The organism is Stenotrophomonas sp. YJH_SMC_19, from assembly GCF_059367915.1.
The window spans coordinates 1-14,325 of record NZ_JCAFRI010000017.1; the positions used below are offsets into that span (position 1 = coordinate 1).

Sequence of the window (14,325 nt, forward strand, 5' to 3'; positions counted from 1 at the left end):
ACATCCACGGCTTCTACAATCCAGCCCGGCTACACTCGGCGCTGGGCTACCACTCGCCTAACAACTACGCCCGGCAGCTCCGGGCTGCCGCCTGAAACGGCTTCATGGCGTCCGTTTTCAGGGGGCCAGATCAGACACCCCGCAATCCGACACCGCCCCACCTTCGACAGGTTCACTCGGCTGTTGGTAGGTGTCGACCTTGGTCGACACGTCTGTCAGATATCGAAATGTATCCGGGTTCAGATCCGTTTTCCTGCGGAAAACGGATCTGAACCCAGGAGCCGTTCCAACAGATCGCAGAAAACTGTCGAAGGCGGGGTGGGTCCGGTTGCGGGGGTGTCCGCGGCATGGATGCCGCGGCCAAGCCCCCACGGACGGGTTTACGGCGTCCCCCGCAACCGGACCCACCCCGCCATCCCACAGGAAGCCCGCTGTTGCTGTTGCTTTGGCTGTTGCCGTTGCTCCGGCTTCTGCGGGTGCAGGGCGCAGCCCTGCCGAGCAACACCCCCTCGTGCACAATGGAGCCGACCCCGCCCGGACCCCGTCCTGATGTCGAGCAAGCCGAATTCAGAAGCCTGCGAGCGCAACCGCGAACCCATCGCCACCGCACTCGACCCGTGGATGGGCGACCGCCATCGGGTGCTGGAGATCGGCAGTGGCACCGGCCAGCATGCGGCCTTCTTCGCCGAGCGCTGGCCGTGGCTGCGCTGGCAGCCCAGCGATCACCCGGACCATCTGCCCGGCATCGAGGCCTGGCGCGCCGAGGCGGCGCTGCTGAACCTGCTGCCGCCGGCGGCGCTGCAGGTGGAACTGCCACCGGCGCCCGGGCTCAGCCTGCCACAGGGCAGCACGTTCGATGCGGCGTTCACTGCCAATACCCTGCACATCATGGGCTGGGAGCACGTGCAGGCGTTGTTTGCCGCGCTGCCGCCGCTGCTGCGCCACGGTGCGCTGCTGGCGGTCTACGGCCCGTTCAACTACGGCGGCCGCTACACCAGCGACAGCAACGCGCAGTTCGATGCGTGGCTGAAGGCACGTGACCCGCGCAGCGGCATCCGCGATGTGGAAGCCGTGCAGGCGCTGGCCGAGGACAACGGCTTCACCCGCCTGCGCGACGTGGCGATGCCGGCCAACAACCGCCTCCTGCTGTGGCGGTTTGGGTGATCAAGCCTCGGGGGCCATGCTGGAAAGGCGTGCTGCCGCAGCACGAAGTCCGTTGAAAATCGGTTCGGACACGTTTGAGGGGAAGTCATCCGGGAGCTGACGGGTGACCTGCTGGATGGCGGGCTCGACGGCCGCGATCAATGTCTTGATCCATGGTTCTGCACCATCGGCAACGCCGCAGGCGCGCGCGGTTTCATTCCAGTGCCGCCGTCGCACAAGGTGCAGTTTCCGGTGGCGGTTCTTGCCATGTACGGCCATGGCGAGCTGTGCGTTTCGTGGATCGAGTTGATTGGGTCCCCTGCCGAGGATGGGATATACCGACAGCACGTCGTAGACGGGCGTCAGGCGGAAGCGTCCACCGGCTTCCAGGTGAACACTGAAATTCTTGGCATGGCCGTCGGTTGCGGCCAGCATCCAGAAAAGAATCTGCGTCTTGAAGAAGATCGCGCGATCCTCGGGGTGTTCGGACTGTCGAAGCAGATCCATGATCGGAACGATACCGGGGCCGCCATCGGATTCATACTTTCTGGCAGCCGGCAGACCAAAGACCTGACACATGTCTTCCTGTGGCAGTCGCAGCCACCACCGGCGGTCGGCAGACAGGCGACGGTCAAACCGCTCGACAATGAGAGCACGTTGGTCGTTGAAGCGGCCCATCTGCGTCTCGGCCACGGGGATATCAAAGGCGGAAAGCAGATGCATGCACAGCCATTCATTCTCCACGGACTGATGCATGTCTGCCCGCATGTTGCCAACAATGCCAAGCGGCAGCTTGAAGATGTGAGTGGATGGTGTGTTGCCGGTAGGAATGCACCATTTGCCAGCATGCAGCAGAAGACCGGTCTTTTCCTGCGCACCGGCGATGGAAATGCGGAATGCATCATCACGGCTGGGTGCGCCAGGCAGGTTCCCTGTCGTCACCTGACGCAGGATCGTAGCGACACCTGCTTCGTCCAACACCTCGCACGTGATCTGCTGGATGTCTTCGGGTGGATGCGCAGGCGGCAACAGCTGCACTGCGCCGACACAATCCCGTCCAATGGCTTCAAGAAGATCGAACGTATCGCTGCCGCGCGTGGCGAACCGGTCGCGGATCCGGTTGCGTATGGCGACGTTATCGGGAAGAAGGTTATCGAAGTAGTCGTTGACGACGTTGCCCCGATGGCTCTCGCCATCTGGGAGCAGGGGTAGAGAGAGCGACAACGGTCGGGACTGGGGCGAGCTGATCCACTGGCTGACATACGACAACCGGGATGACCCGTTCCGGACATCATCCCAAAGTGCGACTTCCACACCATTCATCCAGACCTGCAGCGTACCCATGGCTCACCACTCCAATGACGACGTGTTCTCCTGGGGACTTCGTTGCTGGAGGCTGACCTCCAGACCCAGCACCGCCCAGATCCGCATCAGGCGTTCAAAACTTGCCGATGCAGGGTCGCGTTCCAGCGCGCCCACTGCCTGGCGGCTGATCCCGAGTCGCTCCGCCAGCTGAGCCTGGCTCAGGCCCGCCTGGCGCCGGAAAGCACGCATCAGGGGCGCAAGTTGTTGGGCTGTCCTCACTGTGTGCAGCGGCCTGTCCATACCGGCAGTCCTCAAGGAAAGATGACCGTACGCCAACGCGTACGCAAAGGATAGGTTGCTTTACGACAAGCAACCTATCGCTTTCTCGCTGAGGAGGCAACCTATCGATTGCTATATCGCTATGCAACCTATAGGTTGCCTTTCCATGACGCAGCGCCGCGTCAAGCCACCTGCACGATGTGCAGCGCCTTCGGGTTGCGCCACTGCGCCAGCAGGGCAGCCTCGCGCGCCTTGGCCTGTTCGTAGTGCGCTTCCTTGACGTGGCCGAAGCCGCGGATGTGCTCGGGGATGCTGGCAATCTCCACCGCCAGCGCCAGGCGGTCGTCATCCATGCCATCCAGCAGCACCTGCACGGTCGCCTCGTAGTCACCGATCAGCTTGCGCTCCATGCGGCGTTCCTCGGTGCGGCCGAACACGTCGAGTCGGCCGCCACGCAGGAACTTCAGCTTGGCCAGCAGGCTGAAGGCCTTGAACATCCACGGGCCGTATTCCTTCTTCAGCAACCGGCCCTGCTCGTCCTTCTTCGCGAACAGCGGCGGCGCCAGGTGGAAGCGCAACTGGTAATCGCCCTCGAACTGCTGCTGCAGGCGGCGCTGGAAGTCACCGCTGGTGTACAGGCGGGCCACTTCGTACTCGTCCTTGTAGGCCATCAGCTTGAACAGGTAGCGGGCGACGGTCTCGGTCAGCGCAGTGGAACCGCCGATGCGCTCGGCCTCGGTGGCGCGCACGCGTGCCACCAGATCACGGTAGCGCTTGGCATAGGCAGCGTCCTGGTAATCGACCAGGAAGGCGGCGCGACGCTCGATCATTTCGTCCAGCGAACGCGACAGGCGTGCGTCGTCCAGCGGCAGGAATGCCACGTCGCCACCGTGCGAGGGCAGGCCACGCAGCTCGCGTTCGTCGCCGGTGTTGCGCGGTGCCGCGGTCGCACCCCATTCATTGCCTTCCCACTCGCCCGGCGGCAGCGGGTGCAGCGGGCCGGGGGTGGACTCGGTATCGGTGTGGCGGTTGCGCACCAGGCCGGCGGCCTGCTGCACGGCCTGCGGGTCGACCACGGCCAGGCGGCCCCAGGCGAAGGCCTGCTGGTTCATCGCCACGGCGGCGCCATTGAGTTCGATGGCGCGCATCAGTGACTCGAACGACAGCGGCACCAGGCCCTGCTGCCAGGCGTAGCCGAGGATGAACAGGTTGGCGGCGATGGCATCGCCCAGCAGCGCGGTGGCCAGCTGGGTGGCATCGAGCAGCAGCGGCTCCTGGCCGCCCAGGGCTACGCGCACACCGGCGATGATGTCGGCGGCGGGGAACTGCATGTCCGGACGGGTGGTGAACGTGCCCGGCATCGCTTCGTAGGTGTTCAGCACCACCTGCGAACGGCCGGCGCGCACCTTCGAAAGCGCCCAGTAGTCGTTGACCACCACCATGTCGCAGCCCAGCACCAGGTCGGCTTCACCGGCGGCGATGCGCACGGCGTGGATGTCATCCGGGCGGCGTGCGATGCGGATGTGCGTGGTCACCGCGCCACCCTTCTGCGCCAGGCCGGTCTGGTCGAGCACGGTCGCGCCCTTGCCTTCCAGGTGGCCGGCCATGCCCAGCAGTGCACCGATGGTCACCACGCCGGTACCGCCGACGCCGGTGATCAGGATGTTCCAGGGTTGTTCCAGCGTGCCGCGGATGGTTGGTGCCGGCAGATTGTCCAGCAGCGTGGAGGCATCGCGCTTGCTGCCCTTGCGCGGCTGGCCACCGTGTACGGTGACGAAGCTCGGGCAGAAGCCGTTCACGCACGAATAGTCCTTGTTGCAGTTGGACTGGTCGATCTCGCGCTTGCGCCCGAACTCGGTTTCCTTCGGCAGCACCGACACGCAGAAGCTCTTCTTGCCGCAGTCGCCGCAACCCTCGCAGACCAGCGAATTGATCAGCACCCGCTTCTGCGGATCTTCCAGCTTGCCGCGCTTGCGGCGGCGACGCTTCTCGGTGGCGCAGGTCTGTTCGTAGATCAGGATCGAAACACCCTTCACTTCGCGCAGGCGCTTCTGCACCTCCTCCAGTTCGCTGCGGTCGTGGAACTCCACGTCGCTGGGGAAGTGCTCGCGCTGGCCGGTCCACTTGCCGATGTTGTCCGACAGCACCACGATGGTGTGGATGCCTTCGGCGCGCATCTGCCGTGCGATGTCGGGCACGCTCAGCGGGCCGTCCACCGGCTGGCCGCCGGTCATCGCCACCGCATCGTTGTAGAGGATCTTGTAGGTGATGTTGACGCCGGCCGCGACCGCCTGGCGGATCGCCAGCGAGCCGCTGTGGAAATAGGTGCCGTCGCCCAGGTTCTGGAACACGTGCGGGGTATCGGTGAACGGCGCCTGCCCGGCCCAGGTCACGCCTTCGCCGCCCATGTGGGTGAAGGTGTCGGTGCTGCGGTCCATCCAGGTCACCATGTAATGGCAACCGATGCCGGCCAGTGCCCGCGAGCCTTCCGGCACCTGGGTGGAGGTGTTGTGCGGGCAGCCCGAGCAGTAGTGCGGCACGCGCGGGAAGCTGGCGCGCGGCAACGCAAGCTCGGCTTCCTTCTGCTGCATCCACTGCAGGCGTTGTTCAATGGATTCGTTGTTGAAGAACTTCTGGATGCGGCGGCCGATCACGCCGGCGATGGTGGCCGGGGTCAGTTCGCCGGTGGACGGCAGGATCCATTCGCCACTCTCGTCGTACTTGCCGACGATGGACGGGCGCTGGCCCCAGCTGGCCGGCCAGTTGAAGAACTGTTCCTTCATCTGGCGCTCGATGAAGGCACGCTTCTCCTCCACCACGATGATGTCTTCCAGGCCCTGCGCGAAGCGCGCGATGCCCTGCGGTTCCAGCGGCCAGGTCATGCCGACCTTGTACACGCGGATGCCGATGTCGGCGCACGCGGCTTCGTCCAGGCCCAGGTACTCCAGCGCCTGCAGCACGTCCAGGTAGCTCTTGCCGGTGGTGACGATGCCCAGCCGCGCGCGCGGCGCATCCATCACCACCTTGTCGATGCCGTTGGCGCGGGCAAAGGCCTGCGCGGCCTTCACCGCATAGCGGTGCAGGCGCATTTCCTGGTCCAGCGGCGGGTCCGGCCAGCGGATGTTGAGGCCACCCGACGGCATCTCGAAGTCTTCCGGCAGCACGATGCGGCGCGCCATCGGATCGACCTGCACCGACGCCGACGATTCCACCGTCTCGGCGATCGTCTTGAAGCCGACCCAGCGGCCGGTATAGCGGCTCATCGCCCAGCCCAGCAGGCCCATGTCGAGGATGTCCTGCACGCCGGCCGGGTTCAGCACCGGCATCATCGCGCTGACGAACTCGTCCTCGCTGCCATGCGGCAGGGTCGAACTGCGGCAGGCATGGTCATCGGCGGCCAGTGCCAGCACGCCACCATGGCGCGAGGTGCCGGCCGCATTGGCATGCTTGAACACGTCGCCGCAGCGGTCCACGCCCGGTCCCTTGCCGTACCACATGCCGAACACGCCCTGCACGTTGGCGCCGGGGAACAGGTTGGTCTGCTGGGTGCCCCATACCATGGTGGCGCCCAGGTCCTCGTTCAGGCCGGGGGTGAACTTCACCTTGGCCGCTTCCAGATGCTTGCGCGCGCGCCACAGTTCCAGGTCGAAGCCACCCAGCGGGCTGCCACGGTAGCCACTGACGAAGCCAGCGCTGTCGATGCCTTCGGCGGCATCGCGCAGGCGCTGCATCAGCGGCAGCCGCACCAGTGCCTGCACGCCACTCAGGTAGATCCGCCCCTCGTTGCGGGTGTACTTGTGGTCGAGCGTGTAATCACGGTCGAGCAGGTCGGCGGAAGAGGGCGAAGTGAGTTGCGCGGTACTGGTCATGGCTGGCCCGGTAGGATCGGCTGGCACCGGCCGCGTGCAGGCACGCGGCGGGAAAGGCGCGAATTGTAGCAGCGGGGCCGTGGTGGGCCCGGCACTCGCGCCCGCGCCGCTGCTGGGGTTAGGATCGGGGCGAGAGAGGGAGGCTGCGGTTGTGCAGCCTGGGGAGAAGGGATGTCAGTTCCAGGAAAGATCCTGGCCAGCGTGCTGCTGGCCTCGGGAGCGGCCACGGCGTGGGCCGCGCCGGCCATGCCGGCACCACAGGAGTTCTACTTCGACAGCGACCTGGCGGCGGCACCGATGGTGGCGATGCAGGGCGAAGGCGATGAGCTGGTCACCCAGCTGGTGAGGCTGCGCGAGCGCGGCCGGCGCGCGGTGGAAGCCACCGTGCAGCTGGCTTCGGTGGCCAGCACCCAGGGCCGTGCCGAGCTGGCCGACCAGCTGTATGGCGAGGCCCTGAAGGAGGCGCCGGCACAGAGCAGCGCGGGCCGCAGCGTGCGTTGGAACTATGGCTGGGACCTGCTGCGCCAGGGCAAGCCGGAGGCGGCGCTGGAGCAATGGTTGTCGTCGGCCGGCAATGCGCGCAGCAAGCCCAGCTGGGTGCCACCCACGTACGCGCTGGCCCTATGGCGGATGGGGCAGAAGCAGGAGGCCGTGCAGTGGTATGCCGCAGCAGTGCGTACCGAGCCGTCGCAATGGAGCACCAGTGCCAATTACGCGCAGCTGCTGCCGCAGTGGCGCGAGGATGAGCGCGCGTCGTTGGCCGAAGTGCAGCAGGCCTGGGCGGCGGCCCCGCCTGCGTGGCCCTGAGGGAGGGGTTCGGCCGGGTTCACGGCGTCCCCCGCGAATCCACCCCGCCCGGCCAAGCGTGGCTTTTTGATGTTCACAGCCAACCAGCCGCCACGAGGGGCTGCGCCGTTCGCGGGAAACCTCAATCGTCCGCGGAAACCGTCCGCCCCGATGCCCACGCCCGCAGCGCCTCGACCTGCTCGGCCATCAGCACCGACAGCGGCCGCGTCGCACGGATCTCGTTCATCAGCAGCTCGGTATCCAGCGGCCGCCCTTCGGCGTGCGCCGCATACAGCCCGGCCACGATCGCCTGCTCGATCTCCGCACCTGAGAAACCATTCGCCGCGGCCGCCAGCGCCGGCAGCGCGAAGTCGTCGGCATTGAGCTGGCGCCGACCCAGGTGCAGCCGCAGCAGTTCCACGCGCACCTCCGGCGAAGGCAGGTCAACGAAGAAGATCTCGTCGAAGCGGCCCTTGCGCAGCAGCTCGGCAGGCAGCTCGTGCACCTGGTTGGCAGTGGCCACGATGAACACCGGTGCCTTGCGCTCGGCCATCCAGGTCAGCAGATGGCCCAGCACGCGGCGTGACACGCCACCGTCCTCGCCACCGCTGGCCAGGCCCTTCTCGATTTCATCCATCCACAGCACGCAGGGCGCCAGCTGCTCGGCCGAGGCCAAGGCCTGGCGCAGGTTGGCCTCGGTCTCGCCGTGGTACTTGTTGTACAGCGCGCCCACGTCCAGGCGCAGCAGCGGTACGCCGAAACCGGCGGCGGTGGCCTTGGCCAGCATCGACTTGCCGCAACCCTGCACGCCCAGCAGCAGCATGCCGCGCGGTGGGTCCAGCCCGGCCGGTGCGGAGCCAGCGATGAACGCCACACGCCGCTGGTTGATCCAGCGCTTGAGCCGGTTGGCGCCGGCCACGTCGCCGAACCGCGCGCTGTCATGCTCGAAGAACAGGTGGCCGCTGCGGTTGAGCAGCTCGAACTTCAGCCGTGCCAGCTGCGGCAGGTCGTCGTCGCGCAGCGCGCCGTCGGCGTAGATCAGCTGCCGGGCGATGCGCCGGGCGTCGACCAGGCTCAGGCCCTGCAGGTTCTTCAGGATCTTCTTCACCGCCTCGCTGTCGACTTCGACGCGGCGGCCGCCATGTTCGCGGGCGTAGGCATCGGCCTCCTCGCGCAGCATCTTCAGCAGGGCGTTGGCATCGGGCAGGCGCGGGTTGAAGCGGACCGCCAGCGCTTCCAGCTCGGCCGGCAGTTCGACCTTGGCGCCGATCAGCACCAGCACGTGCGGTTCGCTGTGACGGCGCTGGATCAGGTCGCGCAGGGCGCGCTGGTGGCTGGCATAGCCCAGGTAGGGGTGGAAATCGAGCAGCAGGTAGACCCCGCGCTGCCCGGCCTGGCGGATCATCTGCAGGGCCGCGCTGGCGTCGGGTGGCCCGGCCGGCGGATCTTCGCTGTCCAGGTCGATGCGGCGCAGGCCTTCGGTGATCGACCACCGGTGCAGCGCCCGCCAGACGTGCATCAGCGTCTGCCGGAACAGGTCGACGATGCGACCCTCGTCCTGGGTCTCGATCACGATCAGGGGGGTGTTGGCGCGGATCAGTGCGCTCAGGTCCTGCAGCTCGCTCATGCCGGTTCGATCCTTCGGGGGCGCCACGATAGCAAAGGCGATGGCCGCAGGTTCAGCGCGGTGCTACCTCCCGTCACCACCGCCGGTGTACGCTCGGGGCACGTACCCGGAAGCGAGGCTGGCATGAAGACGATCCTGGTGGCCGGTTCCAAGGGCGGGGTGGGCAAGACCACCGTCGCCACCCACCTGGCCGCGTACGCGGCATTGCAGGGCAGGGCCACGGTGATCGCCGACGCCGACCCTCAGGGCTCCAGCACCCGCTGGGCGCAACGGCGGGCCGGGCTGGAAAGCGCGGTGCTCCCCATTGATGTGTATCGGAAGAAGCAGTGGGCGCAGAAGCTGCCCGATGGCACCGAAACCGTCATCATCGACGCACCGGCGGGCGCGTTGGCCGACGATATCCCCCATTTCCTTGACGCTGCCGACGCGGTGGTGGTGCCGGTGCTGCCCTCGGCGCTCGACATCGAAGCCATCGTCGGCTTCCTCAACAGCCTGGCCCAGAACCCGCGGGTGCACAGCCGCAAGCTGCCGGTGGGGCTGGTCCTCAACCGCACCAAGCCCTGGACCCAGACCTCGCAGCAGGCGTTGCAGATGCTGGCCGAATGGCCGTACCCGGTGGTCGCGCAGCTGCGTGACAGCCAGAGCTACGTGGTCATGACCGGCCTCGGCCGCAGCCTGTTCGACTACCGCTCGGCCCAGGTGCGGGAGCATCAGGCCGACTGGGAGCCGCTGCTGTCCTGGCTCAAGCTTTGATGCCTGCGTCACTCTTTCTGCTGCATCCTCTTCTTCATGGAAACCCGCGATGCGTGAACTGATCCTGCTGCGCCATGCTCATGCCGAACCGGCTACCCCCGGCCAGGCCGACCTCGACCGGCCGTTGTCGCCGGTGGGGCTCGCCGAAGCCGAAGCCGCCGGCAAGTGGCTGAAGGAGAACAACCTGCTGCCGGACTGCGTGTTGTGCTCACCCGCGCGGCGTACCCGCGAAACCCTGGAAGCCGTGCTCGGCACCATCGGTTACGTGGAAAAGCGCCTGGAAGACCGCATCTACGAAGCCACCCCCGGCACCCTGGCGGCATTGGTGGACGACCGCCGTGATCTCGACCGGGTGCTGATCGTCGGCCACAACCCGGGCCTGGAGCGGCTGGTGGCGTTGATGACCGAGGGCACCAGCAGCGACTACCGCGGCATGCCGCCGGCCGGCATCGCCGTGCTCGGCTTCCCGCGCGAGGCCTCGATCGAGCCAGGCGTGGCCAGCCTGAACGCATTCTGGTGGCCGTGATCCGATGAGCCTGGCGCGGCGCAGCCGCTATCTGCTGCCCGCGCTGCTGGCACTCGGCCCGGCCTGGGCGGCCGTGCCCACGCCGACCACCCTGCCACCGGTGGTCGCCGAAGCGCACCGGGTAATGCGCCTGGATACCCAGCGTTCGCAGATCGGCTTCGAGGTGCGCACCCGTTTCGGGCAGCGTATCGAAGGCCTGTTCCCGCACTTCGAAGGACGCATCGAGATCCTCTCCGACGGCCGCCACCAGGTGCACCTGAAGATGTTCACGCGCTCGGTCGAGATCCCCGGCAAGGCGCGCTATACCGGGTGGATGCGCGGCGAGGAGTTCTTTGATGCCGGCCGCCATCCGGTGGTCGAGTTCGACTCGCTGCCGTACTGGCCGGAAACCGTGGAGAGCGGTGGCGACATCAACGGCCGGCTGACCCTGCGCGGGATCAGCCACCCCGAGACACTGAAGGTCGAGAAGGCGGAGTGCGCCCGACCCGGCTATGATTGCGACGTCGTCAGCCGCGGTACCGTGCAGCGAGGCCGGTATGGCATGGACAGCTGGCAGCTTGCCTTGAGTGACCGAGTGACTTTCGTATTGCGTGCGCGCCTGAGCGAGGCGCCGAAACCGTGAACCTCCTGCTGCGTGTACTGGCGCTGGCAACCGTGTTGCTGGGCAGCGGTTGTGCATCGCTGTCGAATGCCGAGCGCGACCGCGCCGAGGCAATCGCCGTGCAGGCACGTTCGACCGTGGTCGACTGCCAGCGTGCAGACCGCTGTGCACAGGATTCGCCGCTGCGGGCGCTGGCCGGCCGGGCGTTCACCGAATCCACCCCGGAACGACCGCGCCACTACGCCACCCTGCTCGATGAGGGCGAGGGCGCCCTGGTCGCACGCCTGAACCTGCTGCGCAGCGCCACCCGCAGCATCGACCTGCAGACCTACATCTTCGACAAGGACGACAGCGCCCGTCTGGTCATCGACGAACTGCTGGCCGCATCGCGGCGCGGGGTGAAGGTGCGGCTGCTGATCGACCAGCTCTCGGCGATCTCCGACCTGCAGATCCTCGGCGCCCTGTCCGGCGCCCACCAGAACTTCCAGCTGCGGGTCTACAACCCGACCTTCGGCAAGGCCCGGCTGAACTACTTCGACTATGCCGGCAGCGTGCTGTGCTGCTTCCGCCGGTTCAACCAGCGCATGCACAACAAGCTGCTGGTGATCGACGATGCGATCGGCGTGGTCGGTGGCCGCAACTACCAGGACGACTATTACGACTGGGACCGCGAGTACAACTTCCGCGACCGCGATGTACTCATCGCCGGCCCGGAAGCACGTGCGATGGCGGCCAACTTCGACGCGTTCTGGCGCGCACACCGCAGCGTGCCGGCCGAGCGCCTCAACGACGTGGGCCGCACGTTGCTGCGCGAGGGCGTGCCAACGCTGCCGCCGGCCAGCTTCCGCCGCCCGGAACGGGTACAGCGGGTCAGTGCCGAAGCCAACGACACCGAGTTCGTCACCCGTTCCTTCGTGGATACCGCGCTACCGGTGGCTTCGGTGCGCTACGTGGCCGACCTGCCACGCAAGCATCGCCGCGAGAAGGCCGATGCACCGCTGGCCGGCCAGCATGTGACCGAGCCCCAGCTGGATGCGCTGATCGCCAGTGCGCAGAAGGAAGTGATCCTGCAGACGCCGTACCTGGTGCTGTCCAAGCCGGCGCAGAAGCTGTTCCGTGAACTGCGCAAGCGCCCGCAGCCACCGCGCGTGGTGGTGTCCAGCAACAGCCTGGCGGCGACTGACAACCCGATCGTGTATGCGTTGTCGTACAAGTACAAGCGGCGCAACATGCGCGAACTGGGCTTCAACATCTTCGAATACAAGCCGTTCCCGCTGGACGCGCCGGTTGACTACCGCAACCTGCTGCCCGACCCGATCGCTGCGCCCGGGGGGGAAGACGAGGGCGATCGCAATCCGCTGATCGGTGGCAGTGCTGCCGGCAGCAACGCACGCGGTGGCAGCAGCAGTGGTTCGGATGCCGGCAGCAGGCAGGGCCCGTTGAATCGCCACAGCGATGGTGCCTACGACAACGCACGCGCACGCCGTCGCGCCGCCGGCAGCGAGGTGGAAACGCGCCTGCTGCGCACCGAGACGCGGCCGTCGTTCCTGGGCAGCAAGGCGGTCAACAAGCCGTTGCCGGTCACCCGCAAGGGCGCGCGCATGGGCCTGCACGCCAAGTCGCTGGTGGTCGACCGCCGCATCGGCGTGGTCGGCACCCACAACTTCGATCCGCGCAGCGAGAACTACAACACCGAAGGCGCGGTGATCATCGACGACCCGGTTTTTGCCGAGGAACTGGCGCAGAGCATCCTGCGTGACACCCACCCACAGAACTCCTGGACGGTGGCGCCACGGGCCAAGCCACCGGTGCTGTCGGGGCTGAACTACAGCGTCGGCAAGGCCTCCGAAGCGCTGCCCATCCTTGATTTCTGGCCCTGGCGCTACGCCACCGACTACGAGTTCAAGCCCGGCCCGGAGTGCCCGCAGCCGCTGCCGCGGCAGGATCCTGATTTCCATCGCTGCTACGTCGCCGTCGGCGACTTCCCCGAAGTCAACGTCGGCCCGAAGTGGCTGCTGGTGCGCATGCTGACCGCATTCGGCGCCGGTCTCGTTCCCATCCTCTGAAGGTACCCGCATGGCCCAGGTGTTCCGCGAAGCCGTTTCCATCGAGCAGCTCAACGCGCTCAGCCGCAACACGGCGATTGAATCCCTGGGCATCGTCTTCAGTGCCGCCGGCGAGGACTGGCTGCAGGCCACCATGCCGGTGGATGAGCGCACCCGCCAGCCCTACGGCATCCTGCACGGCGGTGCCTCGGTGGTGCTGGCCGAGACCCTGGGCAGCAGCGCCGGCAACCTGTGCGTGGATACCGGCAAGCAGGTCTGCGTAGGCCTGGAGATCAATGCCAACCACGTGCGCGCCGTGCGCTCGGGCACGGTCACCGGCACCGCCCGCGCGCTGCACGTCGGCCGCAGCACCCAGCTGTGGGAGATCCGCATCGAGGACGAGCAGGGCCGCCTGGTATGCATCTCGCGGCTGACCCTGGCGGTGGTGGCTGCCGGTCACGGCTGAGCCCCCCTGGGGCTCGTTGACGGCAGCGGAACCCAGCGTTCCCCGCCGATTGCCCCGGTCGATGGCGGTTATGGCCTAAATCGGCTGGCAGCGATGACGGCCCTCCGGTATCGTGCGCGGATGACTTCCCCCACTCCGGCCCCCCGTGGCGGCGTGGCGCGTGTGTGCCGTTACCTGTACCGCGTACCGCTGCTGTTGGTCCACATCATCGTGTTCCTGCCGCTCATCCTGATCGGCATGCTTCCGCCGTGGGGCGAACTGCGCGTGGGCGAGGCGACCTTCGGCGCCAAGGTGGTCAACTGGTGGCAGGGCGGGCTGATGTGGATCTTCGGCTTCCGCCTGGTGCAGGTCGGCGCGCCGCTGCCCGGAGCCGTGCTGTTCGTGGCCAACCATGTCAGCTGGGTGGATATCTGCATCCTCCACAGCCAGCGCATGATGGGCTTCGTCGCCAAGCGCGAGATCGCCAGCTGGCCGCTGGTGGGTTGGCTGGCCGCGCGTGGCCAGACCATCTTCCACCAGCGTGGCAACACCGAATCGCTCGGTGGCGTGATGCAGGTGATGGCCGACCGCCTGCGCGAGGGCAAGGCCGTGGGCGTGTTCCCGGAAGGGCGGACCCGCGGCGGTCACGAAGTGGGCCCGTTCCACGCCCGCATCTTCCAGGCCGCGGTCGAGACCGGCGTGCCGGTGCAGCCGGTGGCCCTGGTGTACGGGGCGAAGGGCGACGCGCAGACCATCGTCGCGTTCGGTCCGAACGAGAGCTTCTTTGCCAATTTCCTGCGCCTGCTCGGCGAGCCGGTGCGACGTGCGGAAGTGCACTTCCTGGCGCCGATCGGTGCACAGGACCTGGAAGGCCGTCGGCGCATCGCGGAAACCTCGCGCGCGCGCATCGTGGCGGCCATGAGCGCCGGGTGAGGCTGCGGTGGCC

Annotated in this window: 12 protein-coding genes; 8 read left to right on the plus strand and 4 right to left on the minus strand. The window is 67.1% G+C overall.

From position 1 onward, the window contains the following. The first annotated feature begins 549 nt into the window (after positions 1-549). The gene (locus AC5P5R_RS16170; RefSeq protein WP_100438987.1) at positions 550-1,164 is read left to right on the plus strand and encodes a DUF938 domain-containing protein; all 615 of its coding nucleotides are present in this window, start codon (positions 550-552) and stop codon (positions 1,162-1,164) included. Here AC5P5R_RS16170 and AC5P5R_RS16175 read toward each other — a convergent pair whose 3' ends face one another. From AC5P5R_RS16175 to AC5P5R_RS16185, 3 genes are all read right to left on the minus strand, one after another. Further along, the gene (locus AC5P5R_RS16175) at positions 1,165-2,487 is read right to left on the minus strand and encodes a type II toxin-antitoxin system HipA family toxin (protein WP_038646246.1); all 1,323 of its coding nucleotides are present in this window, start codon (positions 2,485-2,487) and stop codon (positions 1,165-1,167) included. Between the two features lie 3 nt (positions 2,488-2,490). Continuing rightward, complete coding sequence (locus AC5P5R_RS16180) at positions 2,491-2,748, minus strand: helix-turn-helix domain-containing protein (protein ID WP_005407534.1); 258 nt, start codon at positions 2,746-2,748, stop codon at positions 2,491-2,493. Positions 2,749-2,909: 161 nt separating this feature from the next. Next, positions 2,910-6,596, minus strand: coding sequence for an indolepyruvate ferredoxin oxidoreductase family protein (locus AC5P5R_RS16185; RefSeq protein ID WP_495226405.1), 3,687 nt, complete (start codon positions 6,594-6,596; stop codon positions 2,910-2,912). Between the two features lie 171 nt (positions 6,597-6,767). On the opposite strand from AC5P5R_RS16185, the gene AC5P5R_RS16190 reads away from it, so the two are divergent. Next, on the plus strand, positions 6,768-7,403 hold the full coding sequence (locus AC5P5R_RS16190) for a tetratricopeptide repeat protein (RefSeq protein ID WP_005407536.1): 636 nt from the start codon (positions 6,768-6,770) through the stop codon (positions 7,401-7,403). A gap of 121 nt (positions 7,404-7,524) precedes the next feature. On the opposite strand, the gene AC5P5R_RS16195 is transcribed toward AC5P5R_RS16190, so the two are convergent. Further along, positions 7,525-9,009 (minus strand): AAA family ATPase, encoded by a 1,485-nt coding sequence (locus AC5P5R_RS16195; protein ID WP_005411847.1) that lies wholly within the window; start codon positions 9,007-9,009, stop codon positions 7,525-7,527. 123 nt (positions 9,010-9,132) lie between these two features. Between AC5P5R_RS16195 and AC5P5R_RS16200 the strand changes: the two genes are divergently transcribed. The 6 genes from AC5P5R_RS16200 (at position 9,133) to AC5P5R_RS16225 (ending at position 14,312) form a co-directional block, all read left to right on the plus strand. Further along, positions 9,133-9,762 carry a nucleotide-binding protein gene (locus AC5P5R_RS16200; RefSeq protein ID WP_005407538.1) on the plus strand — a complete coding sequence of 210 codons (630 nt, stop codon included), beginning with the start codon at positions 9,133-9,135 and terminating at the stop codon, positions 9,760-9,762. 49 nt (positions 9,763-9,811) lie between these two features. After that, a complete protein-coding gene (locus AC5P5R_RS16205; RefSeq protein ID WP_005407539.1) occupies positions 9,812-10,288 on the plus strand; it encodes a SixA phosphatase family protein in 477 nt (158 codons plus the stop codon). Positions 10,289-10,292: 4 nt separating this feature from the next. After that, positions 10,293-10,910 (plus strand): YceI family protein, encoded by a 618-nt coding sequence (locus tag AC5P5R_RS16210; protein ID WP_005407540.1) that lies wholly within the window; start codon positions 10,293-10,295, stop codon positions 10,908-10,910. Beyond that, positions 10,907-12,955: a phospholipase D family protein gene (locus AC5P5R_RS16215; RefSeq protein WP_100438985.1), complete on the plus strand. Its 2,049-nt coding sequence runs from the start codon at positions 10,907-10,909 to the stop codon at positions 12,953-12,955. The genes AC5P5R_RS16210 and AC5P5R_RS16215 overlap by 4 nt, the downstream gene beginning before the upstream one ends. 10 nt (positions 12,956-12,965) lie before the next feature. Beyond that, positions 12,966-13,400 carry a hotdog fold thioesterase gene (locus AC5P5R_RS16220; RefSeq protein ID WP_005407542.1) on the plus strand — a complete coding sequence of 145 codons (435 nt, stop codon included), beginning with the start codon at positions 12,966-12,968 and terminating at the stop codon, positions 13,398-13,400. 120 nt (positions 13,401-13,520) lie between these two features. Further along, a complete protein-coding gene (locus AC5P5R_RS16225; protein ID WP_043034913.1) occupies positions 13,521-14,312 on the plus strand; it encodes a lysophospholipid acyltransferase family protein in 792 nt (263 codons plus the stop codon). Positions 14,313-14,325 lie beyond the last annotated feature (13 nt).

Excerpts from the sequence above, each read along its gene's own strand:
- AC5P5R_RS16170 (WP_100438987.1), top strand. The coding sequence starts at position 550 with ATGTCGAGCAAGCCGAATTCAGAAGCCTGCGAGCGCAACCGCGAACCC.
- AC5P5R_RS16175 (WP_038646246.1), bottom strand. The coding sequence starts at position 2,487 with ATGGGTACGCTGCAGGTCTGGATGAATGGTGTGGAAGTCGCACTTTGG.
- AC5P5R_RS16180 (WP_005407534.1), bottom strand. The coding sequence starts at position 2,748 with ATGGACAGGCCGCTGCACACAGTGAGGACAGCCCAACAACTTGCGCCC.
- AC5P5R_RS16185 (WP_495226405.1), bottom strand. The coding sequence starts at position 6,596 with ATGACCAGTACCGCGCAACTCACTTCGCCCTCTTCCGCCGACCTGCTC.
- AC5P5R_RS16190 (WP_005407536.1), top strand. The coding sequence starts at position 6,768 with ATGTCAGTTCCAGGAAAGATCCTGGCCAGCGTGCTGCTGGCCTCGGGA.
- AC5P5R_RS16195 (WP_005411847.1), bottom strand. The coding sequence starts at position 9,009 with ATGAGCGAGCTGCAGGACCTGAGCGCACTGATCCGCGCCAACACCCCC.
- AC5P5R_RS16200 (WP_005407538.1), top strand. The coding sequence starts at position 9,133 with ATGAAGACGATCCTGGTGGCCGGTTCCAAGGGCGGGGTGGGCAAGACC.
- AC5P5R_RS16205 (WP_005407539.1), top strand. The coding sequence starts at position 9,812 with ATGCGTGAACTGATCCTGCTGCGCCATGCTCATGCCGAACCGGCTACC.
- AC5P5R_RS16210 (WP_005407540.1), top strand. The coding sequence starts at position 10,293 with ATGAGCCTGGCGCGGCGCAGCCGCTATCTGCTGCCCGCGCTGCTGGCA.
- AC5P5R_RS16220 (WP_005407542.1), top strand. The coding sequence starts at position 12,966 with ATGGCCCAGGTGTTCCGCGAAGCCGTTTCCATCGAGCAGCTCAACGCG.
- AC5P5R_RS16225 (WP_043034913.1), top strand. The coding sequence starts at position 13,521 with ATGACTTCCCCCACTCCGGCCCCCCGTGGCGGCGTGGCGCGTGTGTGC.